This window comes from Flavobacterium sp. KS-LB2, from assembly GCF_036895565.1.
Lineage (GTDB): Bacteria > Bacteroidota > Bacteroidia > Flavobacteriales > Flavobacteriaceae > Flavobacterium.
On the sequence record NZ_CP145904.1, the window covers coordinates 3221914 to 3247554 of the forward strand.

Below are 25641 nucleotides of genomic sequence, written 5' to 3' on the forward strand. Positions count from 1 at the left end.
CTGAAATCTGTATTCTGCAATCTTAATTTTTATGCGTCTAACTCTCCGGCAATAACATTTAAACTTGACAAAATAACAATTGCATCCGATAGTAATGAACCTTTAATCATTTCTGGATACGCTTGATAGTAAATAAAACAAGGTCTGCGGAAGTGTAATCTATAAGGAGTACGACTTCCGTCAGTTACCAAATAGAAACCTAATTCTCCGTTTCCACCTTCAACAGGATGATATATTTCGGCAACTGGAACAGGAACTTCTCCCATCACAATTTTGAAATGGTAAATCAATGATTCCATACTGGTGTAAACATCTTCTTTTGGAGGAAGGTAATAATCTGGAACATCAGCATGAAAGTCATTTCCTTCCGGCATTTTTGCTAATGCTTGACGAATGATACTCAAACTCTCCCAAACTTCAGCATTACGAACGCAAAAACGATCGTAAGTATCACCTGATTTTCCAACAGGAATAATAAAATCAAAATCTTCGTAAGAAGAATACGGTTGCGCCACACGAACATCATAATCAACACCTGCAGCACGTAAATTTGGACCTGTAAATCCGTAAGCCATAGCTTGTTCAGCTGTTATAGCGCCAACATTTACAGTTCTGTCAATAAAAATTCTATTTCTTTCGAATAAGTTTTCAAATTCTTTCCAAGCGGCAGGAAAATCTGCTAAAAATGTATTTAATAATTCAAACGCTTTAGGTGACCAATCTCTTTCGAAACCACCAATTCGTCCCATATTTGTAGTCAAACGAGCTCCACAAATTTCTTCGTAGATTTCGTAAACTTTCTCTCTAAATTGAAACACATATAAAAATCCAGTATACGCTCCGGTATCCACACCAAGAATTGAATTACAGATAATATGATCCGTGATTCTTGCCAATTCCATTACAATAACTCTTAAATATTGCGCTCTTTTAGGAACTTCAATATCCAACAATTTTTCTAATGTCATCCACCAACCCATATTGTTTATAGGAGATGAACAATAGTTCATTCTATCTGTAAGAGGTGTGATTTGGTAAAAAGGACGATTTTCAGCAATTTTTTCGAAAGCTCTGTGAATGTAACCAATAGTTGGTTCCGCTTCTAGAATTCTTTCTCCATCCATCAACAAGATATTTTGAAAAATACCGTGCGTAGCTGGGTGAGTTGGTCCTAAATTCAGGATAGAAAGCTCGCTTCCATCTTCATTTAGTTGGGCTGCAATTCTTTTAGCATAGCGATGCTCTGGTGGTAATAATAGTTCTGACATTTAGTTAATGTGAAAAATTATAATAGTGAGTGTTTTTTTTAATAATTGTCGGTTGTTCTTCCAAAGAAACGGTCATCTTTGTCTGTTCTTCCGCTATCTTCCATTGGAAATTCTTTTCGCATTGGAAAAGAAATCATTTCATCCATATTCAAAATACGTTTCAATTGTGGATGCCCAATGAAGTTTATTCCATAAAAATCATACGCTTCTCTTTCCATCCAATTGGAGCTCAAGAAAATATTTGAAATCGTTTTTATTTCTGGATTTTCACCGTTGATAAATGCCTTAATTCTAATCCTTTTGTTTTCATACCAATTGTGCAAATGATACACCACTGCAAATTGATGGTCTACATCATTGTCAGGATAATGAATCCCACACAAATCTGTTAAAAAATGGAAACGCAATGTTGGATCATTTTTCAAAAAAAGAATCACTGCCGTAATTTTATCAGCAGCGACTTCAAATGAAAATATATCTCTTTCCTGGTTGAATTCAAAAACAGCCGAATCAAATGTTTCAACTAATTTCTCTTGGATTTGTATCGTTTCTAGCGCCATTATTTATTTGATATTATAAGAAGCTAATAATTCTTGGTATTCTGGAGAACTTCTTCTTCTTACTGATTCCGTTTTAACCAACTCTTGCAATTTCATAACTCCATCTACAATTTGTTCTGGTCTGGGCGGACAGCCCGGAACATAAACATCAACTGGAATTACTTTATCAATCCCTTGCAAAACAGAATACGTATCAAAGATTCCACCAGATGAAGCACAAGCTCCAACTGCAATCACCCAACGTGGCTCTGACATTTGTTCGTAAACCTGACGTAAAATAGGTGCCATTTTTTTCGAAATCGTCCCCATTACCATTAGCATATCCGCTTGACGAGGAGAAAAACTCACTCTTTCAGAACCAAATCGTGCCAAATCGTAATGCGAAGCCATTGTTGCCATAAATTCAATCCCACAACAAGATGTTGCAAAAGGCAAAGGCCACAAAGAATTTGCACGAGCCAATCCCACAACATCATTCAGCTTTGTAGCAAAGAAACCTTCACCAACAACGCCTTCCGGAGGGGCAACCATATTTATATTTGAATCACTCATCTTTGTTAAATTATGAATTATGAATTCTGAATTACAATGACATCATTTAAATTCAGCATTTAAAATAATTTTTTATTCCCACTCTAATGCTTTCTTTTTGATGATGTAGAAAAATCCCACCAAAAGCAACATCATAAAAATCACCATCTTAACCATTCCTTCCATACCCAATTCCTTGAAATTGATAGCCCATGGATACAAGAAAATCACCTCAACATCAAACAAAACAAACAAAATCGCCACAAGGAAATATTTAACCGAAAATGGAATTCTCGCATTCCCCACAGATTCAATCCCACATTCGAAGTTTTTATCTTTTATTTCAGAAGATCTTTTAGGCCCTAATTTTCCAGAAACTAATATAGTTCCTACAACAAATCCTACAGCGAGGATAAACTGCATTAAAATTGGTATATAATTTAATTGATCGGATTGCATAATATCGATTTTTTTGAATAAAACTAAGCCACAAAGATAACTTCCAAATTATTAAATAACAATAAAAACTCAAAAATACATCGCAACTACAACGTTGTAAATTTACAATTTTTATTAATTATAAATAAGGAAAGATTTTTATATTAAGATGTGTTTAACGTTTAATCCATTTAACAATTCTAAAAAGCAGCTTCATAAATTACGAAAATGAGAAAAATATTGACTAAAAAAAAAACGTTCCGAAATAAATCGGAACGTTTTTTAAACATTCGTAGGCAAAAAAAATTAATTTTTTTATGCTTAGATCACTGCTACTTTCGCAGCAACTTTTCCTTTTCTTCCTTCTTCTTCTTCGTAGCTAACTCTGTCACCTTCGCGTAATTCTTCCGCGTTGATTCCTGATGCATGAACAAAAATGTCTTTTCCTGTTTCTTCGTCTGTAATGAATCCGTAACCTTTAGACTCATTGAAAAATTTAACTGTACCTGTACGCATTGTAATAGTAATAATAATTTATAATGGAGCAAATGTAATATTTAATATAATACGAAAGACATTCTTCTCTTTTTATTTTGTAAAAATATTGATATTCAACGTTTTCTAACAAATTTAAACGATAAACTACAACTACACCAATTTTATATGCAGCTCTTTTAATTGAGAATCATCAATAGCTGAGGGAGCATCAATCATGACATCTCTTCCAGAATTGTTTTTTGGAAAAGCAATAAAATCACGAATCGTCTCCTGACCACCAAGAATTGCTACTAATCGATCCAATCCAAAAGCCAAACCTCCGTGCGGTGGTGCACCAAACTGGAACGCATCCATCAAGAATCCGAATTGAGCCTTCGCTTCTTCTTCGGTAAAGCCCAAATATTTAAACATCAATTGTTGTGTCGCTTTGTCGTGGATACGAATTGAACCTCCTCCAATTTCATTTCCATTTAAAACCATATCATAGGCATTAGCACGAACTTTCCCTGGATTTGTTTCCAACAAATGCATGTCTTCCGGTTTTGGCGAGGTAAACGGATGATGCATCGCATGATAACGACCGCTCTCTTCGTCAAATTCTAATAAAGGGAAATCAACCACCCAAAGTGGTGCAAATTCGGCTGGGTTTCTCAATCCTAATCGCGTAGCTAATTCCATACGCAATGCGCTTAATTGTCCACGAGTTTTATCTGCAGGTCCAGAAAGCACAAAAATCATATCTCCTGCTTTGGCACCCGTAATTTTTGCCCATTGTCCTAAATCATCTTGATCATAGAATTTATCTACTGATGACTTATACGTTCCATCATCATTACATTTCACATATACCATTCCTGACGCACCTACTTGAGGACGTTTTACCCAATCAATCAACCCATCAATTTCTTTACGAGTATAATTCCCTGCATTAGGAACAGCTATTCCAACCACTAATTCAGCAGCATTAAAAACAGGGAATTCTCTGTGTTGCGCCACTTCATTTAATTCACCAAACTCCATTCCGAAACGGATGTCTGGCTTATCATTTCCGTATGTTTTCATAGCATATTCGTAGGTAATTCTTGGGAATTTCTCTACTTCAATACCTTTTATTTCTTTCAGTAAATGCCTTGTCAATCCTTCAAAAACATTCAAGATATCTTCTTGCTCTACAAAAGCCATTTCACAATCGATTTGTGTAAATTCCGGCTGTCTGTCTGCGCGTAAATCTTCGTCACGGAAACATTTCACGATTTGGAAATATTTATCCATTCCACCCACCATCAATAATTGCTTGAAGGTTTGAGGCGATTGTGGCAAAGCGTAAAACTGCCCTTCGTTCATTCGAGAAGGCACCACAAAATCTCTAGCACCTTCTGGAGTAGACTTAATTAAATACGGTGTTTCAACTTCACAAAAATCCAAATCCGAAAGGTACTTGCGCACTTCCATCGCTACTTTATGACGAAACAGTAAACTATTTTTTACTGGATTTCTTCTTATATCTAGGTAACGGTATTTCATTCTAATATCTTCGCCACCATCTGTCTCGTCCTCAATAGTAAAAGGAGGCGTAAGTGATGCGTTAAGAATATTCAATTCTGTAACTAAAATTTCGATCTCACCCGTAGTCATGTTTTTATTTTTGGCTTCGCGCTCAATAACAGTTCCTTTTACCTGAATTACAAATTCACGGCCAAGAGTTTTAGCTAATTCAAAAACAGACTTTTCTGAACGACCTTCATCAAAAATTAATTGTGTAATTCCATAACGGTCGCGTAAATCAACCCAATTCATAAATCCTTTATCGCGTGATTTTTGAACCCATCCCGCAAGTGTAACTTCTGTATTAATATGTGAGGCATTCAACTCGCCGCAGTTATGACTTCTATACATGATTCTAATTTTAGATTATTTTGCCCTTTGGACACGGGTGCAAATTTAGGACTAATTATCAATAATGAATTGAGAAATAAGAAATTTTAGCGCTTGGTTTTCTCTTAAACTTTATTTCCAATGTTAAGTTTTACTTCAATGTTACCAAATTGTTAACTTAAAGTTTTTTTATTGTAAAATGTTTTATATATTTGTTAAGCTAATATGAATTTAAAATCCCAACGATATGAAAAAATATATAATCTTAACCGCATTAATCTTCTCAGGAATAGCATTTGCTCAAGAAAATAATCCACAATTAGAAGCTGTGGGTGAATTAGTAAAAACAACATACTACTTTGAAAACGGAAATGTACAACAAGAAGGTTTCTTCAAAAACGGAAAACTGGAAGGTACTTGGACTTCATACGATACAAATGGCAACAAATTATCAGTTGCTAATTATAAAAATGGGGAAAAAACTGGAAAATGGTTTTTCTGGAATGGTAACAACTTAAGTGAAGTAGATTATTCCAATAGTAGAATTGCTTCAGTAAAAACCTGGAAACAAGATGCATTAGTCAATAGAGACTAAAAAAATCGTTAAAAACATAAAAAAAGCTTCCGCAAATTTCGGAAGCTTTTTTTATTTCTAATTTTGAAAGCGTAAAGCTGGCTTTCTTCTATTGTAACAATGAATTTTGAATTAAAAATTCATATTCAAACCTATTTTTATAAATAGTCGTATTCCTGAATTGCTTTTTAAAAACCCGAACTCAATTCTCGTTTCTATATTCATTTTTAAACAAAAAAAGCAAAAGATTAAATCTTAATCCTTTGCTTTTTTTGTTTAATCCATGAACCTTTTTACCAAAAGATCGTATAAAATGCAGCGATCAATGACAAAACGATCAACATTCCTACTGTAAACGCAGGACTCATTTTAAACATAGTACGATCAATTTCAAGTCCATTGGTTTTAACGCCTCTTGAGGTTTCAAACAAACTAATGCTCACCATACCAATCACACAAATCAAGAAAACAAATCCCATGCGGTCAATAAACGGAATTTCATACAAACCGTCTGCGTTTTGTACTGCAAACCCAGTTGAATATAAAAATGACAAATCAACAACAGCTGGCATAAATTTGAAAGCAAGCGATAGTAAGAAACCACCAATAGTAGCAAACAAAGCCGCGTTTGAAGTTGTTTTTTTCCAAAAGAAACCAAGAATAAACATAGCAAAAACTCCTGGACTTACAAAACCTGTATACTCTTGAATATACTGAAATCCTCCTTTTTTATCAATTCCTAAAAACGGCGCTACAACCACAGCTACAAGCATAGCTACGATGATGGCCTTTTGACCAACGTTCACTAATTTTTTCTCATCGGCATCCACATTTAGTTTTGTTTTGTAAATGTCTAGTGTAAAAATGGTCGCAATACTATTGGCCTTACCTGCTAATGAAGCCACAATAGCCGCTGTAAGTGCCGCAAAAGACAATCCTTTTAAACCTACTGGAAGTAAATTCAATAAAACGGGATACGCACGATCTGGATTTAAAGATCCGTCTTGAAGCATTTCGGAACCAAAATAGCCTTTTTGATACAGCACAAAAGCTGCAATTCCTGGTAAAACCACAATTATTGGCATTAATAATTTTAAGAATGCGGCAAATAAAATTCCGTTTCGCGCAGTTTTAATATCCGCGCCTAACGCTCTTTGTGTGATGTATTGGTTACATCCCCAATAATTCAAATTGATAATTAACATTCCTCCAATTAGTACAGACAAACCAGGCAAATCCATATAATTAGGATTTGTTTTTTCAAAAATCATATGAAAATGATCATTTGCCTCCGTAGTCATTAGATTGAAACCATTAATAACACCTGTTGTGCCAAACTCTTCGGCTACTAAATTAAGTGCCAAATAAGTAGTCACTAATCCTCCTAAAATCAAAAAGAATACCTGAATAACATCAGTGTAACCTATTACTTTCATACCGCCAAGCGTAATCATTACCGCGAAGAACGCTAAAAAAATCATACATAAAGTCAAATTCAAACCTGAAATACTACTGATTGCCAAAGCGCCTAAATACAAGATCGAAGTTAGGTTTACCAAAACGTACAATAACAGCCAAAATACCGCCATAATCATCGCAACATTACTATTGTACCTTTGATTCAGGTATTGTGGCATGGTAAAAATTTTATTTTTTAAGTACACAGGTATAAAAAAGATAGCGACTATAATTAGCGTAAAAGCGGCCATCCACTCGTAGGTAGCAATGGCCAATCCCATCTTGAAACCACTACCGCTCATTCCTATAAATTGTTCGGCACTGATGTTACTCGCAATTAACGAAGCTCCAATGGCCCACCATGTGAGTGATCCTTCGGCTAAAAAATAATCTTTACTACTGGTTTCTTCCTTTTTCTTTTTGCGATAAATCCAAACTCCATAACTCACAATTAAGATGAAGTAAAAGAAAAATACAATGTAATCTTGGGTTGCTAATGTTTGCATTGGTTAGATAGTTTTTGGTTTTTGGTTGGTTTTATAGTGAATTATTGGTAATGCTCTCAAAATGGCCGCGCTTTTCTCCGGTGTGATGTCGCGTTGCGATTCGCCCATCATTTCGTATCCTACCATAAATTTTTTAACCGTAGCTGAGCGCAACAATGGTGGGTAAAAATGCATGTGAAAATGCCATTCCTGATGCGCATCCCCATCTGTTGGCGACTGATGTATTCCTGACGAATACGGAAAAGAAGTTTCGAAAAGATTATCATATTTGGTTGTCAACTGTTTCAGTATTAGCGCAAAATCAGCGACTTCGGCTTTGGTAAAATTAGTTATTTTATTGACATTTTGCTTACTAATAATCATCGTTTCATACGGCCAAATTGCCCAAAAGGGAACTAAAGCCACAAAATTGTCGTTTTCTATCACTATTCGTTCCTGAGAACGCAACTCTTCCTGCACATAATCTTGTAAAAGGGTGCTCTGGTATTGGTCCCAATATTTCTTTAAACTAACCTGCGTTTTTTCTACCTGTGTTGGCAAAGACGATTGCGCCCAAATTTGCCCATGCGGATGCGGATTACTGCACCCCATAACACTGCCTTTGTTTTCAAAAATCTGCACATGATTAATGTACGGCACAGCACCAAGATCTTTGTACTCGTGTTGCCAAGTTTGGATTATATTTTCAATTTCATGCACCTCCATTTCGGGCAAGGTCAAATGATGCTTAGGCGAAAAACAAACTACTCTCGAAATTCCTCTTTCTGGTCTGGCTTTAAAAAATCGCTCGTTTTGATCTTCTTCAAAATTGATTTCTTCTTGTTTTAAAGCAGCAAAGTCGTTCTCAAAAACAAATGCTTTTTCATAATTTGGGTTTTGTTCTCCGTTGGCACGAAGGTTTCCGGGACACAAATAACAAGTAGGATCGTATTTGGGTAATTCTTGAGTTGCAATAGTTTCATTTTGCCCTTGCCACGGGCGTTTAGAGCGATGCGGCGACACCAAAACCCATTCGTTAATTAATGGATTAAAGCGTCTGTGTGGATCTTCGTTTATGTCAAAATTCTTCATTCTTTATGTTATAATTTTAATCTCAAACTGTGAGATGTAATTTTAGATAGCTGTTCTTTTCAAAATTAAGAAACAATTGTTTCGTATAAACTTGTTCCGTTTCCGATTTTAACATCATAAATCTTTAAGTCAATTCCAAAAGCTGTTTTGTAACCTTGTACTAATTTCGATTTTATTGTCTCTTCTTCTCCTTTTTTAATCAAATTAATGGTGCAACCGCCAAAACCACCTCCCATCAAACGAGAACCTACTACTGCTTTTTCATTTTTGACAAAATCAACTAAGTAATCTAACTCATCACAACTTACTTCGTATTCTTTTGACAATCCTGCGTGCGTTTCAAACATCAGCTGCCCCAACGTTTCAATAGCACCTTGATCTAGCGCAGCACAAGCTAAAGCTACGCGTTGGATTTCTTTCACCACAAAGGAGCATCTTTTAAAAACATTAGGACTCATCACATTTTGCAGTTGTTGCACCTGTTCCAAACTACAATCTCTAAAACTACTAATTTCGGGGAAATTATTTTTTAAAATCGCTAAACCTTCCTCACATTGCTGTCTTCTTTGATTGTAAGCTGAAGTCATCAACGAATGTTTAACATTTGAATCAAACAAAATGAGTGCATATTCATTAAAATCGGCTTTGTGATATTCGAATTCTAAAGTTTTACAATCAATTTTAATCACTTGATTTTCGAGTCCCATTACACTCGAAAACTGGTCCATGATACCACAATTAATTCCAACCCAATGCTCAGCTTTTTGGCCCATAAGCGCGATATCGACAGGTTTTATTTGCAACTGGAAAAGCGCATTGATACCGTATAAAAATCCGCATTCTAAAGCAGCCGATGAAGACAAACCGGAACCAACCGGAATAGTACTGCTAAATACACAATTGAAACCTTCGAAATTAAATCCATTATCTTGCAGTTGTTTGACCACACCTAAAAGGTAATTTGTCCAAACCACTTCGCTCAGCCTAACTTTTGCCGTAAGGTCAACTACCATTTCTTCATTCAAATCCAAGGCTATAATATTAGATTCGTTCGAATTGTTTTTGGAAAAAGCAAAGCAAATAATCTTATCAATGGCAGCGGGCAAAACATAGCCATCATTATAATCAATATGCTCTCCGATGATATTAATTCGACCTGGAGAAAGCACTACTTTTTCTGGAGTCGAACCAAATTTTTCCTGAAAAAAAGCACTCGTTTTTTGTATCACTACATCATTCATAAACTTCTTATTTTATTGTATTATTGGCCTGCTACGCCTTTTACTTGGATTAATTATTTGACAAGCAAATCGATAAAACCGCTTTTCAAACCTGCTCCACTTACCTCTAATTTGGCTGTTCCAGCACTTGCTTTTGATTGTACTAAAACCACCAGTTTTCCGCTAAAAAGCTTCATTGAATCCTTATGAAACATTTCAAGCGAGGTAGCATCACCATTACAAGCAGCTCTGTAAGTTGCTGCTCCTGACACCTTAAATTTTAGTTGATTTGTTGCCGTTGGGCAAGGAATTCCATTTTTGTCAACCACTTGTACGGTTACAAATGAAATATCATCGCCATCAGCAGCGATTGTTGTACGATCTGCTTGAAGCACAATACGGTGCGGTTTTTCAGCGGTATGAATTTGCTCTTCGGCAACTGCTTTTCCGTTATCATCAAATGCCACCACTTTTACCGTTCCAGGCTCGTACTTTACATCCATCCACATCAAACGGTAGCGATTTTGCGGTGTGCTATTGTTTTTTTTCTGCACACCCATGCTTTTGCCATTGATAAAAAGTTCTGCACTGTTATAATTGGTGTAAACAAAAACAGGAGTTGTTTGTCCTTCGCGACCTTCCCAGTTCCAATGTGGCAAAATATGCAAGGTCTTTTCACTAGGATTCCAACGACTACGGTACAAATAAAAACGATCTTTAGGCAAACCTGCTAAATCATTGATACCAAAATACGAACTACGAGACGGCCAACTTTCATCATAAGGTGTTGGCTCGCCTAGATAATCAAAACCGGTCCACACAAATTCGCCAATTACCCAAGGTTTATCATCTTGCAGCACAAAATCTTCATCGGGAACATTTGACCAACTACAAGCTTCTAAATCATAAGACGAAGATTGAAAATCAGGGTATTGCTTCATTTTTTCCTGCACAACAGGAAATTTGTAAATCCCACGTGAACTTACTGTGGAAGCCGTTTCGGAACCCAAAATAAAACCTTGAGGGAATTTTTTTTGAGCCTCGTCATATAAATGCACGCGATAATTCAAACCTGGCACATCTAATAAAGCGCCAAAACCCGACTCGATAGTTGCTTTTACTTGATCCATTCCTACCGTTACGGGACGTGTTGGATCTTCTCTATGGAATAGTTCTTGCAACCATTTGGCTCTTTTCACTCCCTCTTCACCCCACTGATCAGGGACTTCGTTACCAGAACTCCACATCACTATTGAAGGATGATTTCTGGTTGCTTGCACCAAATTCACAATATCCTTCTCGGCATATTCTTCAAAAAATCGATGGTAACCATTTTCTACCTTTGGCTTAGCCCATTCATCAAAACTTTCGGCCAGAAATAAAAATCCCATTTCATCAGCCAATTCTAATTGTTCAAATGACGGCATGTTATGCGAACTTCGAATGGCATTGCACCCCATATCTTTTAAAATCTGCATTTGCCTGCGCAGCGCTGCTTTGTTCACCGCCACTCCAAGTGGACCCAAATCGTGGTGCAGACAAACCCCTTTGAATTTGGTTATCTTTCCATTTAGGCTAAAGCCTTTATTGGCCTCATATTTTATTTCCCGAATTCCAAAACGTGTTGATATCTCGTCTTTCAGTTCTTTTCCAACATATAATTGGGAAACCGCTTTATACAAATAAGGGGTTTCAGGACTCCACAATTTAGGTTTTTCTACTTTTATATTTTGATCAAATTCTTTTCCGAATTGTACAACTGACTCCTCTGAATTGAGTTTATGTCCTTCTGCATCAAAAATAGTGGTGACTAAACGAGTATTTTCGCCGGAGACTTTAGTCTTGATATTAACTTTAGCAACTTCTTCACTGATAAAAGGTGTCGTTACAAACTGACCCCATTGGTCAATACTTTCGTTGTTTTTTATAATAACACTTACATTTCGATACAAACCTGCACCTGGATACCAACGAGATGCAAATTCTTTATTGATTAGTTTTACTGATAATGTGTTGGCTCCTTCTTGTATAAATTGGGAAACATCAAAATAAAAATAACTGTAGCCATACGCCCATTCTCCAACTTTTTTTCCGTTTAAATACACTTGAGGTTCGCTCATTGCACCTTCAAAAAGTAAAATTATTTTTTTAGCTTTTACATCTTTAGGCAAGGTGAATGTATTGCGGTACCAGGCAGTTCCTATATGAGGCAAAGCCCCAGTTCGTCCTGTTTTTTCGGTGGCAACTTTTTCTCCGTTTTGAACAATGGCAACTTTTTGTATGTCTACATTTTTATCAAAAGGTCCATAAATGGCCCAATCATGCGGAACGGTTACAGATTCCCATTTCGAATCATTAAAATTTACTTTATGCGCCGCTTCAAAATCGCCTTTTTGAAATTTCCAATTGGTCTTTAGCACTTTAACTTCTCGTGATTGAGACAAGGCAACTTGTGTACATGCTAAAATCACAACAAGAAAACATATCAATTTCTTCATTTTTATAATAAATTAGAATTTATTTTTTTGAAACACATAAGTCATTTAAGCTTTTAATTTGAGTTATTAAAGTTAAAATCCTAGTGCATTTAAGTACTATCTGATGGCTTTGTAAAAAATAATTTCGGTCTATACTCCCCTTATACCTTTGACATAAGCCAACTGATTTTAAACACTTAAATGACTTATATGTTTACAATTCTTTAAACGCGTCTAAAGCCATTGTTGGTTTCCCGTCAGATTGCCAAGCGCTCAAGGAATAACCGCTCCAACTTTTTTCTCCCTGCGGTTCCCAATATATCACGCCAAGTCCTTTATTATTAGGCACAGCTTTTACCGCTTTGATTGTTGCTGCTAACATTTCATAGGTGTTTTGTACTTTGTCATATTCACCACCAACTTCCACAACCATCACTTCTTTGTTGTATCTGGCAACCATATCGTTTAGATTATACGCTAAATCCGAAATAGTTTCCGTGTAATCTTTCTTGATCCAAAAAGGGTAATAAGACAATCCAATCACATCGTACTTTACATTATTTACTGTAGCATTATCAAAAAACCAGCGGAATTTTTCATTGTTATTTCCTTCGTCAAGATGAACAATTACTTTGATTTTAGGATCGATGGCTTTTGTTGCTTCATAGCCTTTATTGAGTAATTGCGCCAACTGATTCCAATTTTTGGTGCTTCCTTCTGGCCACATCATTCCGCCTGGAATTTCATTCCCAACCTGAACCCATTCAGGAGTAACTCCTGCAGATTTCAATGCACTCAAAACATCAAAATTATGGTCATACACATCCTTCATTAATTCCGGAAAAGTATGATTTTCCCATGCTTTTGGTTTGAATTGTTTAGCAGGATCAGCCCATGAATCGCTATAATGAAGATCAATCATGATGCGCATTCCCATTTTTTGTGCACGCAAAGCCATGACAACAGTTTCTTCCTTGCTGCAATGTCCACTCGCTTTATCATCATTTGGATTGACCCAAACTCTTAGACGAATAGTATTCATTCCTCTATCTTTCAGTAACTGCAAACAGTCTTTTTCGGTACCATCGGTATCATAAAATTTATATCCTGTGGCTTCCATTTGCGGCAACCATCCTACATCTGCTCCTTTTGAAAAAGAATTCTTAGCTGTTGATTGCAGATTTTTTGATGTACTGCAAGAAAAAAGTACTGAAACCATTAAAGACATCAAAACGAATCGGAAATACATTGGTAAATTTTTCATATTTTCTTATTTATTAAACGCTTGCAAAACAGGTAATGCTCTATTATTAAAATCATAAAAAGCCTGGTTTTCAAAAGTGGAGCCATTTGCAGCCTGATTGCCTTTGAAAGAAATCCATTCGCCTCCCCAATACGCAAATCCCAAACCGTACTCTGACTCTTTAACGAGTGTTTTTATTGCCAAAACAAAGTTTTTTTGTCCATCAGGAGTCGCTGGATAGCCCGAAACGAGTTGCGAATCTAAACCCACTATATTATTTGTCCAATCATTGTATCCTAACGTAAAAGGATAAGCAGTTTCAGCAATAATCACTTTTTTATTGTATGTTTTTCCTAACGTATTGATGGCAGTTTTTACAACTTCTAAATCTTTTTCGTGCCAAATGGGATAATACGACAGCCCAATGTAATCGTAATCTACACTTTTAATTTTGTTAAAAAACCAATTCGTATCCGAAGCTTTCACACCTGCATAATGAATCATGATTTTGGTGTTTGGTGCCTTGCCGCGAATAGTTGCGCTAGCAGTTGCCAATAAAGAAATACTTTGTACTTCCTGATTGATTAAATTTCCTTGTGGCCAAAGGAATCCGCTATTAATTTCGTTCCCAATCTGGATAATATCCGGATTGATTTCAGTGAGTATTGTTGAAGTATAATTGGCGACGGCCGTTTTTAAATCGGTAAACGATAAATTTTTCCATTCAGCTGGCGTAGTTTGAACCGCAGGATCAGCCCAAGTATCCGAGTAATGTACTGTTAACCAAACTTTCAGCCCAGCTTGTTTCACGCGTTGCGAAAGCGCTTTAACTTCGGCCATTCCAGAACGTCCATTTGCTGGATTTTTCCAAAGGCGGATTCTCACCGTGTTACAACCAGTATTTTTAAGAGTTGTTATCATATCTTCTACTTGGTTGTTACTGTTGTATAAAACCACACCTGATGTTTCTATTTCCGGTAAAAAAGAAAGATCAGCAGCTCTAATAAAAGAATCTGCGGCAACCGGCGGTTCCACTGCTGGATTTTCACCTGTCTCATTATTAGTAGAACAGGAAATTAGAAATACGAAAAGAGTTAAAAATCCCGAAATTAGGATGTTTTTTTTCATCTTAAAAAGATTGAAATTTGTAAATGGTTTTATGATAATATAACTCTCCTTTTCTCAAAACAGAAGATGGAAAATGTTCATGATTGGGCACATCAGGGAAATTTTGGGTTTCAAAACAAATGCCACTTGTGGGATGATAACTAGCATTTTCTTTCCCCTTTATTGCATTAAAGCAATTGCCGCCAACATAGATGTGAACTGCGGGCTGATTCGTATAAACAGACATTTTCAAAGTTTTGTCACTATTAAATAGAGATGCTGCGTATTCATTTTCCTTATTTAAAATAAAAGTAGTGTCAATTTTTGACGGACAGGTTCTCGCCGCAGTGAAATCATAAGGACAATTAGCAACATTAAGAAACCGTCCTGTTGGAATCCCTGAAGCTGTGGTTTCTAATATTCGTTGAGAATTAACACGCATTTCCTGATTTGCAACGCTGGATTGATGGCCATCAAGATTGAAATAACTATGGTGCGTTAAGTTTACAATAGTATCTTCTGTTGTGCTGGCAATGTATTCTATGATTAATTCATTCTCGTCTGAGAGCATATAAGTCAAATCAACCGACAGTTCACCAGGAAAATGCTCCTCACCATCCGCACTTACACACGTAAAAGTTACTGAAGGGTTTTTTCCTTCACTGTATTTTTTTAATTTCCAATTTTTTTGGCTAAAGCCAACAGTGCCACCATGCAGCGAATTCCCATTGTTATTTTTGTTGAGGGAAATTAATTTTCCGTTCAGTTTAAATTCACCTTCATTTATTCTTCCGGCAAATCGTCCTACGGTTGCGCCCATATAAGGCGCGCTTTCTAAATTAAAGGACTGCATGTAGGTCTCTAAAGTGTCAAAACCTAAAACCACATCTACCAGATCTCCATTTTTTAATGGAACTTTTAAGGAAGTAAGTGTAGCACCATAACCCATCACTTTCATTTGCATGCCATTCTTGTTTGAAAGTTCGCATACAGAAACCTCTTCCCTATCTGGCATCAAACCAAATGATTCCATTACAGAATTGGTTTTAAAATGTGATATGTGTTTTATTTTCATGGTTTAATTATGAAATGTGAAAAACCAAAAGTAAAATAATTGTCATCATCAACATACCAGTACCTACCAGTTTTTGTATATTGCCAAGAAATTCACTGCTGCATGAAAATAATTTCGATTCAAAACAACCTTGGGGTTCCTAAATACAGACAAATAATTAGTTCTGTAGAGAAGGCAATAGAAGACGAAAATCTGCAAAAAGGGGACAAACTTCCCTCCGTAAACAAAGTCTGTCTCGAATTCTCCTTGTCCCGAGACACGGTTTTGCAAGCCTATGAAGAATTGAAGAAAAGAGGAATAATTTATGCCATTCCGGGTAAAGGATATTATATAAAAAGCGTTGAAGTCACCATAAAACAAAGGATATTTTTACTTTTTGACGAATTGAATATTTTCAAGGAAGACTTGTACAATTCATTTCTGGAGAACATTGGCACAAATGTTCAGGTAGACATTTTCTTTCATCATTTTAATGCTCCCGTTTTCCAAAAACTGATTAATGACAGTAACGGCAATTACACCAAATACATTATCATGCCGACCAATTTAGCCGAAGCTGCCGCATTGATAAAAACCCTACCAGTTAATGAAGTATACATATTAGACCAAACTAATCCCGACCTAAAATCGTTTCCGGCAGTGTATCAAAATTTCGTAATAGACATTTATGATGGTTTGTTGAAAGGAAAATCCAAATTGAACAAATACGAAAAACTGATAATGATTTTCCCGGGATTCCGCGAACCGCTGGATATGAAAATAGGTTTTGAGAATTTCTGCAAAGACTTCGATTTCGATTATGAAATCATCACTGAATTCAAGAATCGGGAGATACAAAAAGGAGAAGTTTACATCATTCCGAGTGACAGGGATTTAGTGCGTGTTATCGAAAAAGCAAAACTTCAGAAGTTACAATTAGGCAGTGATTACGGGATTATTTCGTACAATGAAACTCCGCTTAAAAAAGTAGTCGAAAACGGAATCACAACCATCTCGACAAATTTTGAAGTCATGGGAAAGGTGTTGGCAGAGATGATTTTAAAAGGCAAAAAAGAACAAATTGAAAATAAAAGCGCTTTGATTATTAGGAATTCTTTGTAAAAGAAAATAGGTATCCGTTAGATAAAATACTTGAGCAATCACGAATAGAAAATAAAAAACCCCGTAATCAATTGATTACGGGGTTTTTAAGTACCCGGAGCCGGAGTCGAACCGGCACGGTTTCCCACAGGTGTTTGAGACCAGCGCGTCTACCAATTCCGCCATCCGGGCTTAGCTAGACATGAAACAACAACAGTTATTTCAACGCAATAAAAGATGTGATTGTGTTTAAATCAACCATCAATTCCTTTAACACGGTGCAAATGTAAAAAATAATATTAAATGTTCTACTAAAAATACTTAATTTTTTCCTTTCAGAGTTGAATAAATTTTATAAATTTGCACCTCGTTAAAACAACACACACACAACTAACTACATCCGAGGCAAATACAAACATAAAGCTGTAGACAAATGACATAGCCAAACTGTATGGAGTGCAACGGAATAAAACAACAAATTAAATGTCACACCTAGAACCAGAAGCTAAAATATTTGCTTGTTCACAAAGTGTCTATCTTGCAGAAAAAATAGCAGCGCAATACGGAATCCCGTTAGGAAAAGTTACCATGTCTAAATATAGCGATGGTGAATTTCAGCCTTCATACGAAGAGTCTATCAGAGGATTACGCGTTTTTATTGTTTGTTCGACTTTTCCAAATGCAGATAATTTGATGGAATTGTTATTAATGATTGACGCCGCAAAACGTGCTTCGGCAAGACATATAACTGCGGTTATTCCTTATTTTGGATGGGCGCGACAAGACAGAAAAGACAAGCCAAGAGTTCCGATAGGAGCAAAACTGACAGCTAAATTGCTAGAAAGTGCTGGGGCTACACGAGTAATGACAATGGATTTGCATGCTGATCAAATTCAAGGATTCTTTGAAAAACCGGTGGATCATCTTTTTGCTTCAACTATCTTTTTACCGTATGTAGAAAGTTTAGGTTTAGATAATTTGACTATTGCATCCCCAGATATGGGAGGTTCTAAAAGAGCTTATGCCTATTCTAAATTTTTAAATTCAGATGTGGTTATCTGCTACAAACAGAGAAAAGCGGCTAATGTGATTGACACCATGGAATTAATTGGTGAAGTTAAAGGTAGAAATGTAATCTTAGTAGATGACATGATTGATACCGGAGGCACTTTGGCGAAAGCCGCAGATTTAATGATCGAAAAAGGAGCTTTGAGTGTACGAGCAATTTGCACCCACGCGATTTTATCTGGTGAGGCATACGAGAAAATAGAAAACTCAAAATTGAGCGAATTAATAGTTACCGATTCTATTCCGTTGAAGAAAGAATCAAACAAAATAAAAGTGTTGAGTTGTGCACCACTTTTTGCTGAAGTTATGCACATGGTGCACCACAACAATTCCATTAGCGGGAAGTTTATAATGTAATACCCAAGTCTTAAAGTCAAAAGTCATAAAGTCGACATCCTTAATGTTCTACTACTTAAAGCAATTAACAAGTAATATTATTTAATAACTATATTTTTTTTACAATGAAATCGATTACAATTAAAGGATCAGAAAGAGAAAGCGTGGGTAAAGTAGCAACTAAAGCCCTACGTAATGCTGGATTGGTTCCTTGCGTATTATACGGAGGAAATCAGGCAGTTCATTTCTCAGCAGAAGTTATGGCTTTCAAAAACTTGGTTTACACTCCAAACGCTCACACAGTTGAGATCGATCTTGGAAAAGGAAAATCATTTAACGCTATTTTACAAGACATTCAAGTTCACCCAGTGTCTGACAAGATTTTACATATTGACTTCTTTCAAATCTTTGACGACAAAGAAATCACTATGGAAGTTCCAGTAAAAATCGTTGGTAACTCTAAAGGAGTTATGGCAGGTGGAGATTTACGTTTAAACAACCGTAAATTAAAAGTAAGAGCACTTCCTAAAGATCTTCCAGATTTTGTTGAAGCTGACATTACTCCTCTTGACATGGGTAACAAATTGTACGTTACAAAAGTACCTACACCAAACTTCAAAATCATGCACCCAGACAATACAGTAATTTGTCAAGTGAAGATTTCTCGTGCGGCTATGAAAGCAGCTCAAGAAGCAGCAAAAGCAGCAAAAGCTCCTGCAAAAGGAAAGAAAAAATAATATTTTTTCAATCATACCAGAAAGCGTCAGTTATACAACTGGCGCTTTTTTTGTTTAATTTTTACTTTTTTATACGTTAGAAGCAGCCGTATATCATTTCGCAACACTTTTTGTCCCGCTTTGCAGTACAATCTTTTTGACTGCCAACAGGCTTACAAAAAGGATTTCCCTTACAATCGGGGCTAGCTGAGACATTTAGTATGCAACAGAAAACTACTTTACAATTTAAAACGTATGTTCTATTTAAACAAAAGAATTACGACTAAAACTTGTACAATAATTAACCGAATTAAGTTTACTTTTGCAGCATGATAAATTGGTTCAATAAACTGTTTTCTAATGCAAAAACAGAAGATAACATTCCCAATATGAAAAAATATTTAATCGTTGGATTAGGCAACATTGGAGCCGAATATGTAAACACAAGACACAATATTGGTTTTAAAATACTTGATTTTTTAGCTCGAAAAGAGGGAATTTCTTTTGAAACCGTAAAACTGGGTGCTCTAGCGGAATACAAATTCAAAGGAAGAACTTTTTTGCTTTTAAAACCCAATACATATATGAACCTTAGCGGAAAAGCCGTTCAATACTGGATGGACAAGGAAAAAATTCCTTTGGAAAACATTTTTGTTATCACAGATGACTTAAATCTTTCCTTTGGAACCATCCGCATCAAACCAAAAGGAAGCGATGGTGGACACAACGGATTAAAGAACATCAATCTAATCTTGAATACACAAAACTATACTAGATTTCGTTTTGGAATCAGCGATGAATTCAAAAAAGGAAAACAAGTAGACTATGTACTTGGCGAATGGGATACAACTGAAAAAGAAGCGCTCCCGGAACGATTAGAACTAGCTTCAGAGATTATAAAATCATTTGGAACAGCCGGTTTAGAAAACACGATGACTACCTTTAACGGAAAATAAAATCAGTATATGACTGAATATTAATTAAATGGGATTTAAATTAATTTGTATTAGACAATAATAATAATTAATTTTAATGAATATTTTTTAATTTCTAAGAAAAAACAACACTTTACGCCCCAAATTGTAAAGGCAATTAACAAACGATAGATGAAAAAAATTACTTTTATACTCCTACTCTCCCTTTTTTTTTCAGTCAATTATTCGTTTGCTCAAGTAAATAATTCAACTGAAGTTATCCTTTTTGGTAAAAAGAAAATAATCAAAGAAGGCTCTCTAATTCGTTGTGCAACTACAGAATACGAAGAATATTTAAAGTCCAAAAACCCAAGTAGACTGTCAACTTCAGAATTTGAGCAATGGATTACTCCAAAAATTATAATTGAAAAAGAAAAAATAAAAAACACCTCTAAAGGGTTAAGACAAAACGCAGTCATAACAATTCCTGTTGTAGTTCACGTCATTCATAATGGAAATATCATAGGAGCCGAAGAAAACATATTTGACGAACAAGTTATTTCGCAAATACAGGTGTTAAACGAGGATTTTAGAAAAAAATCAGGTACTCCGGGTTTTAATACGAATCCAGTAGGAGCTGATGTTGAAATTGAATTCGCTTTGGCAAAACGTGATCCATCCGGAATTTTATCCAATGGGATAAACCGAGTAGACTTAGGACAAGAAAGCTGGTCAACTGATGAAATTAATTCCTTTGTAAAACCTCAAACACAATGGGATCCTGAAAAATATCTTAATATTTGGGTCGTTAAATTCACGGGGAATAATCTTTTAGGATATGCACAATTTCCAAACGCATCTGGCTTACCCGGAATAAATCCTGATGAAGGCCCAGCTAATACAGATGGCGTGGTTATTGGTTATGCGTTTTTTGGCTCATCAAGCTACTTTCCAGGAGGAACATATTTGGCAAATTACGACAAAGGCAGAACTGCCTCGCACGAAGTAGGACATTGGCTCGGACTAAGACATATTTGGGGAGATGGGGATTGTACTGTAGATGATTTTTGCGCAGACACTCCAAATGCAGGAAAAGAAAATGAAGGATGTCCAGTAGGAGTTGATTCCTGTCCCTTATCAACTGGGCTTGATATGGTTGAAAATTACATGGACTATACTAATGATGCTTGCATGAACATTTTTACAGCGGATCAAAAAGCACGTATGATAACCGTTATGAATAATTCTATCCGTAGAGCTTCATTAAAAACTTCTGACGCACTTGTTCCAGGGACAACCTTTGCAAATGATGCCTCGACTATGATTGTAAATCTAAATATTAACTGCAGTAGCAATTTCTCGCCACAAATAAAAATAACAAACAAAGGAACCGCTACTTTAACTCAAGCATCTATTCGCTATGGAGTTGACAATCAAAATTTACAAACGTACAATTGGACTGGAAGCCTTGCCAGTAATCAATCTCAAAACATCACATTAAACAGCTTAACAACTACAGCTGGAAACCATAATTTTAGCTGTACTATAATCAGCGTAAATGGAACAACTGACCAAAATGCCTCTAATAACAGCAGTACAATTAATTTTAACATTGAAAACAGTTTAAACTATTCATCCAATACCGTAAACTTCTCACTACAACTAGACCACTACGGCACAGAAACTACATGGAAACTAACAAATACAGCTGGAGTCATATTGTATGAAGGCGGACCCTACACTGATACCGATGATGTAACCGGACCACTTCCAGCACTAATATCCACTAGTTTTAACCTCCCAAGTAATGACTGTTATACTTTTTCAATATTTGACAGTCAAGGTGACGGTATTTGTTGTGAATACGGAGCAGGATCTTATGTTTTAAATACTCCGGGAGGTGACATTATTGCTTCAGGAGATGCTTTTGGAGGAGGTGAAACAACAAAATTTAGCATCAATGCACTATCAACTAATGAGGTTAAAAACTTAAATTCAGTTTATCTCTATCCAAATCCTACGTCTAATCTATTGAACATAGTTATTGAAAATAAATTGGATTCTCCAGAGGCTTACACTATTATAAACAGCTTAGGTCAAATAATAAAATCAAAAAAAATCGAATCAGAACAAGACCTTAGTGTGAATGTTTCCAATTTAACACAGGGTATTTATTTTTTAAAATTATCAAATAATCAATCTGAAACAAATACAATTCGGTTTATTAAAAAATAAAAACATGAAATGAACTAAAAAGGATTGAAGTTTTCAATCCTTTTTTAGTTATATCGATTGGATACCTTAAATTTGCATTATTATAAAACACTTGCTTTGAAGATTTTCTATTCTATAAACGATTTCAGCTCCACAAAAAAAACGATTCTAACCTTAGGCACTTTTGACGGAGTACATATTGGGCATAAAAAAATACTGAAAAAAATAACCCAATCGCGTCCCGACATTTCGGAATCAGAGACTGAAAATCAGCAATATGAAAGTTTGGTTCTTACTTTCTTTCCACATCCTAGGATGGTACTGCAAGAACATTCTGACATAAAGCTGCTCAATACCATAGATGAAAAAATAGATTTGCTAGAAAAAATTGGTGTTGAAAACCTTGTTATCCACCCGTTTGACGAAACTTTTTCGAGGCTAACTGCTGAAGAGTTTGTAAGTACCATTCTCGTAGATCGCTTTCACATTCAAAAAATAATTATTGGCCACGACCACCGATTTGGGAGAAATCGAACGGCAAATATTGACGACCTTATCGCTTTTGGTAAAGAATATGGTTTTGAAGTAGAACAAATATCCGTTCAAGAAATCAACGACATATCAGTAAGTTCTACAAAAATAAGAAATGCACTATTAGAAGGAAATATGGCTTTGGCCAATGAATATTTAGGTTACGATTACTTTCTAACTGGAACTATAATCAAAGGCAAACAATTAGGAAGAACTATTGGTTTTCCAACAGCCAACTTAAAAATCAAAGAAAACTACAAACTGATTCCTCAAAATGGAGTTTATATTGTCAAAAGCACAATTGATGGACTAACCGTTTTTGGCATGATGAACATTGGATTTAATCCTACTGTGGATGGGCAACAACAGTCTATTGAAATTCATTATTTTGATTTTAATGCTGATTTATACAATCAAAAAATTAGTGTTTCAATACTATATAGAATTCGTTCAGAACAAAAATTTGAATCCGTAAACCTCCTAAAAGCACAACTTGAAATAGACAAAAAAACGGCATGGAGCTACTTGAATAAAGTTTAATTCTGACTAAAAATCTTTTGTGTTTTTAATCAAACATTGCCAATTTTTCTGTAAATTTGATTGTAATATCCTGTTTATCATAAAGGTGTATTTTTTTTAATTTTAAAACTGGCCATATGAAACTCCCTAAAGAACTATTAAACGGACTTATCATTTTCATTGGAATTGGGTTTTATTTCTTATTAATGGAAGCATTAGGTCTTGCCAATTTGTACTATTTACGTCTGATTAACGTGTTATTTGTATTTTACGGAACCCAGAAAACCTTAAAATCAAATTTTGCCGAAGGCAAAACCATATTGGTTTCCAATGCTGTTTCAGCATTAATCACTTCACTTACAGGAATATTTTTAAGCATAATTGGACTTATAATCTACAGCTTTTCAAAAGGAGGTGACGCCTATGTAAGTTCTTTATCAAAAACCCTTTTATTTGGCGGAGATCCTTCCGTGATGACCTATTCAATTTCCTTATTATTTGAAGGAATTGTATCAGCTGTTATTGTTACATTTATGCTAATGTTATATTGGGACACCAAATACGCTTCAGACAAGCACCAAAATTGACTCAACCTATTTGATGAAGAATAAAATAATTATTCTTGCAAAACACTTTAGATTTAAAAAAAATATTTCCAATTCACGCTTCGTAAACACTGTTACGTAATGAAACTTGTTTTTAATCTTTAAAACGAATTATATGAAACTACCAAGAGAGTTATTAAACGGAGGAATTATTTTCATTGGAATTGGAGCCTATTTTTTACTCATGAATGCTCTGGGTTATGCTGATTTATTTTATTTACGCCTTTTGAATGTGTTTTTTGTGTTTTATGGTGTGAATAGAACAATTGAAATGAATATAAAAGAAGGCAAAAAAAACTTTGTTGACAATGCGATTTCGGCTATGATTACTTCTCTAATTGGCGTGTTTTTGAGCATCATAGGATTAATAGCGTACAGCTATATAAATGGCGGAGATTCCTATGTAAAATCCTTACCAGAAACATTCTTATTTGGCGGAAACCCATCAGTGAATACATATTCCATCTGTTTACTTTTTGAGGGAATCGCTTCATCAGTTATTGTTACCATGTTACTGATGTTATATTGGAACAACCGTCACATAACTGATTAACTTAGCTATTGCGTTGCTTCTTTAGAACAATTTAACTACTTTTGATGCATCAAAAAATCGCATCGATGAGTATTACAAAACACAATTGGACGAAAGACGAAGTTATCGCAATATATAATAAACCTATGATGGATTTGCTTTTTGAAGCAGCTTCAATACATAGAGAACACCATGATCCAAACGTGGTTCAAGTTTCGACTTTATTATCCATAAAAACTGGTGGATGTCCTGAGGACTGTGGCTATTGCCCACAAGCCGCCCGTTACCATACTGAAATTGAAGGTAATGATTTAATGTCGGTAAGTCAAGTAAAAGCGCAAGCTTTACGTGCAAAATCTAGCGGATCTTCCCGTGTGTGTATGGGAGCAGCTTGGAGAAATGTAAAAGACGGTCCTGAATTTGACCAAGTTCTTGAAATGGTTCGTACCATAAACAAACTGGATATGGAAGTGTGCTGTACTCTTGGTATGATTACCGAAAACCAAGCACACCGATTAGCAGAAGCTGGTTTATACGCCTACAACCATAATTTAGACACTTCAGAAGAATATTATAAAGAGGTAATTTCAACACGAGGATTTGAAGACCGTTTGCAAACCATAGAGAATGTTCGTAAAACGAATGTTACTGTTTGTAGCGGAGGAATTATCGGAATGGGAGAAAGCATTGAAGACAGGGCGGGAATGCTAGTAGCGCTTTCTACATTGAACCCACAACCAGAATCTGTGCCAATCAATGCATTGGTAGCTGTTGAAGGAACTCCGATGGAAGAAGAAAAACCGGTAGAAATCTGGGAAATGATTCGAATGGTAGCCACCACAAGAATCATCATGCCAGAAACTCAAGTACGTTTATCAGCAGGAAGAATGAATATGAGCCGTGAAGGTCAAGCAATGTGCTTCTTTGCTGGTGCCAATTCTATTTTTGCAGGAGATAAATTGCTTACTACACCCAATCCTGATGTAAATGAAGACATGAAAATGTTCGAAATGTTAGGTTTAAATCCACAAAAACCATTCACAAAAATTTCTCAACCACAAACCGTTGAAGCCGAAGATTCACAATTTGCACCACTTGGTGAAAAACCAAAATGGTCAAGACCAGGACATACTATTGAAAGGAATCTTGAAGCATCCGGTAAAGAAAAATAAACATTGATTCCAAATCAACATACAAACCACCTGTTCAAAGCAGGTGGTTTTTT

The 25641-nt window shown here is 35.7% G+C and carries 23 protein-coding genes and 1 tRNA gene; 10 read left to right on the forward strand and 14 right to left on the reverse strand.

What is annotated here, in order from left to right; genetic code table 11:
- Positions 1 to 29: 29 nt before the first annotated feature.
- The 6 genes from V5J73_RS13820 to aspS all read right to left on the reverse strand — a co-directional run bounded on the left by V5J73_RS13820 (position 30) and on the right by aspS (position 5191).
- Positions 30 to 1268 (reverse strand): NADH-quinone oxidoreductase subunit D, encoded by a 1239-nt coding sequence (locus V5J73_RS13820; protein ID WP_338646556.1) that lies wholly within the window; start codon positions 1266 to 1268, stop codon positions 30 to 32.
- A 38-nt stretch (positions 1269 to 1306) separates the two neighbouring features.
- Entirely contained in the window at positions 1307 to 1828 is a 522-nt protein-coding gene (locus V5J73_RS13825; RefSeq protein WP_338646557.1) for an NADH-quinone oxidoreductase subunit C, read from the reverse strand.
- Between the two features lie 3 nt (positions 1829 to 1831).
- Positions 1832 to 2380 carry an NADH-quinone oxidoreductase subunit B gene (locus tag V5J73_RS13830; RefSeq protein ID WP_066335808.1) on the reverse strand — a complete coding sequence of 183 codons (549 nt, stop codon included), beginning with the start codon at positions 2378 to 2380 and terminating at the stop codon, positions 1832 to 1834.
- 72 nt (positions 2381 to 2452) lie between these two features.
- Positions 2453 to 2818 (reverse strand): NADH-quinone oxidoreductase subunit A, encoded by a 366-nt coding sequence (locus tag V5J73_RS13835; protein ID WP_091172430.1) that lies wholly within the window; start codon positions 2816 to 2818, stop codon positions 2453 to 2455.
- Between the two features lie 300 nt (positions 2819 to 3118).
- Positions 3119 to 3313, reverse strand: a complete 195-nt coding sequence (locus tag V5J73_RS13840) for a cold-shock protein (protein WP_007137066.1) — start codon at positions 3311 to 3313, stop codon at positions 3119 to 3121.
- Positions 3314 to 3445: 132 nt separating this feature from the next.
- Positions 3446 to 5191: an aspartate--tRNA ligase gene (aspS, locus tag V5J73_RS13845; RefSeq protein WP_338646558.1), complete on the reverse strand. Its 1746-nt coding sequence runs from the start codon at positions 5189 to 5191 to the stop codon at positions 3446 to 3448.
- Between the two features lie 226 nt (positions 5192 to 5417).
- Here aspS and V5J73_RS13850 point away from each other — a divergent pair, with 226 nt between their 5' ends.
- Complete coding sequence (locus V5J73_RS13850) at positions 5418 to 5765, forward strand: toxin-antitoxin system YwqK family antitoxin (RefSeq protein ID WP_338646559.1); 348 nt, start codon at positions 5418 to 5420, stop codon at positions 5763 to 5765.
- Between the two features lie 272 nt (positions 5766 to 6037).
- Here the strand turns inward: V5J73_RS13850 and V5J73_RS13855 are convergent, their stop codons facing one another.
- From V5J73_RS13855 to V5J73_RS13885, 7 genes are all read right to left on the reverse strand, one after another.
- On the reverse strand, positions 6038 to 7708 hold the full coding sequence (locus V5J73_RS13855; protein WP_338646560.1) for a sodium:solute symporter family transporter: 1671 nt from the start codon (positions 7706 to 7708) through the stop codon (positions 6038 to 6040).
- A gap of 3 nt (positions 7709 to 7711) precedes the next feature.
- On the reverse strand, positions 7712 to 8779 hold the full coding sequence (locus V5J73_RS13860; RefSeq protein WP_338646561.1) for a UDP-glucose--hexose-1-phosphate uridylyltransferase: 1068 nt from the start codon (positions 8777 to 8779) through the stop codon (positions 7712 to 7714).
- Between the two features lie 65 nt (positions 8780 to 8844).
- Complete coding sequence (gene galK, locus V5J73_RS13865; protein ID WP_338646562.1) at positions 8845 to 10020, reverse strand: galactokinase; 1176 nt, start codon at positions 10018 to 10020, stop codon at positions 8845 to 8847.
- 53 nt (positions 10021 to 10073) lie between these two features.
- Positions 10074 to 12497 (reverse strand): DUF4982 domain-containing protein, encoded by a 2424-nt coding sequence (locus tag V5J73_RS13870; RefSeq protein ID WP_338646563.1) that lies wholly within the window; start codon positions 12495 to 12497, stop codon positions 10074 to 10076.
- Between the two features lie 193 nt (positions 12498 to 12690).
- The gene (locus V5J73_RS13875) at positions 12691 to 13740 is read right to left on the reverse strand and encodes a glycoside hydrolase family 53 protein (protein WP_338646564.1); all 1050 of its coding nucleotides are present in this window, start codon (positions 13738 to 13740) and stop codon (positions 12691 to 12693) included.
- A gap of 6 nt (positions 13741 to 13746) precedes the next feature.
- Positions 13747 to 14847 (reverse strand): glycoside hydrolase family 53 protein, encoded by a 1101-nt coding sequence (locus V5J73_RS13880; RefSeq protein WP_338646565.1) that lies wholly within the window; start codon positions 14845 to 14847, stop codon positions 13747 to 13749.
- 1 nt (position 14848) lies between these two features.
- The gene (locus V5J73_RS13885; RefSeq protein ID WP_338646566.1) at positions 14849 to 15859 is read right to left on the reverse strand and encodes an aldose epimerase family protein; all 1011 of its coding nucleotides are present in this window, start codon (positions 15857 to 15859) and stop codon (positions 14849 to 14851) included.
- A 144-nt stretch (positions 15860 to 16003) separates the two neighbouring features.
- Between V5J73_RS13885 and V5J73_RS13890 the strand changes: the two genes are divergently transcribed.
- Positions 16004 to 17002, forward strand: coding sequence for a GntR family transcriptional regulator (locus V5J73_RS13890; protein WP_338646567.1), 999 nt, complete (start codon positions 16004 to 16006; stop codon positions 17000 to 17002).
- A 91-nt stretch (positions 17003 to 17093) separates the two neighbouring features.
- On the opposite strand, the gene V5J73_RS13895 is transcribed toward V5J73_RS13890, so the two are convergent.
- Positions 17094 to 17173 (reverse strand) — tRNA-Leu (locus tag V5J73_RS13895).
- 291 nt (positions 17174 to 17464) lie between these two features.
- Here V5J73_RS13895 and V5J73_RS13900 point away from each other — a divergent pair.
- The 8 genes from V5J73_RS13900 (at position 17465) to bioB (ending at position 25588) form a co-directional block, all read left to right on the forward strand.
- On the forward strand, positions 17465 to 18406 hold the full coding sequence (locus tag V5J73_RS13900) for a ribose-phosphate pyrophosphokinase (protein ID WP_338646568.1): 942 nt from the start codon (positions 17465 to 17467) through the stop codon (positions 18404 to 18406).
- A 104-nt stretch (positions 18407 to 18510) separates the two neighbouring features.
- A complete protein-coding gene (locus V5J73_RS13905; protein ID WP_338646569.1) occupies positions 18511 to 19122 on the forward strand; it encodes a 50S ribosomal protein L25/general stress protein Ctc in 612 nt (203 codons plus the stop codon).
- A 308-nt stretch (positions 19123 to 19430) separates the two neighbouring features.
- Entirely contained in the window at positions 19431 to 20057 is a 627-nt protein-coding gene (gene pth / locus V5J73_RS13910; protein ID WP_338646570.1) for an aminoacyl-tRNA hydrolase, read from the forward strand.
- Between the two features lie 150 nt (positions 20058 to 20207).
- Positions 20208 to 22250 carry a M43 family zinc metalloprotease gene (locus V5J73_RS13915; protein WP_338646571.1) on the forward strand — a complete coding sequence of 681 codons (2043 nt, stop codon included), beginning with the start codon at positions 20208 to 20210 and terminating at the stop codon, positions 22248 to 22250.
- A 96-nt stretch (positions 22251 to 22346) separates the two neighbouring features.
- Positions 22347 to 23300, forward strand: coding sequence for a bifunctional riboflavin kinase/FAD synthetase (locus tag V5J73_RS13920; RefSeq protein WP_338646572.1), 954 nt, complete (start codon positions 22347 to 22349; stop codon positions 23298 to 23300).
- A gap of 116 nt (positions 23301 to 23416) precedes the next feature.
- Complete coding sequence (locus V5J73_RS13925) at positions 23417 to 23866, forward strand: hypothetical protein (RefSeq protein ID WP_338646573.1); 450 nt, start codon at positions 23417 to 23419, stop codon at positions 23864 to 23866.
- Positions 23867 to 23999: 133 nt separating this feature from the next.
- Positions 24000 to 24437, forward strand: coding sequence for a hypothetical protein (locus V5J73_RS13930; RefSeq protein ID WP_338646574.1), 438 nt, complete (start codon positions 24000 to 24002; stop codon positions 24435 to 24437).
- 65 nt (positions 24438 to 24502) lie between these two features.
- Positions 24503 to 25588, forward strand: coding sequence for a biotin synthase BioB (gene bioB, locus V5J73_RS13935; RefSeq protein WP_338646575.1), 1086 nt, complete (start codon positions 24503 to 24505; stop codon positions 25586 to 25588).
- Positions 25589 to 25641 lie beyond the last annotated feature (53 nt).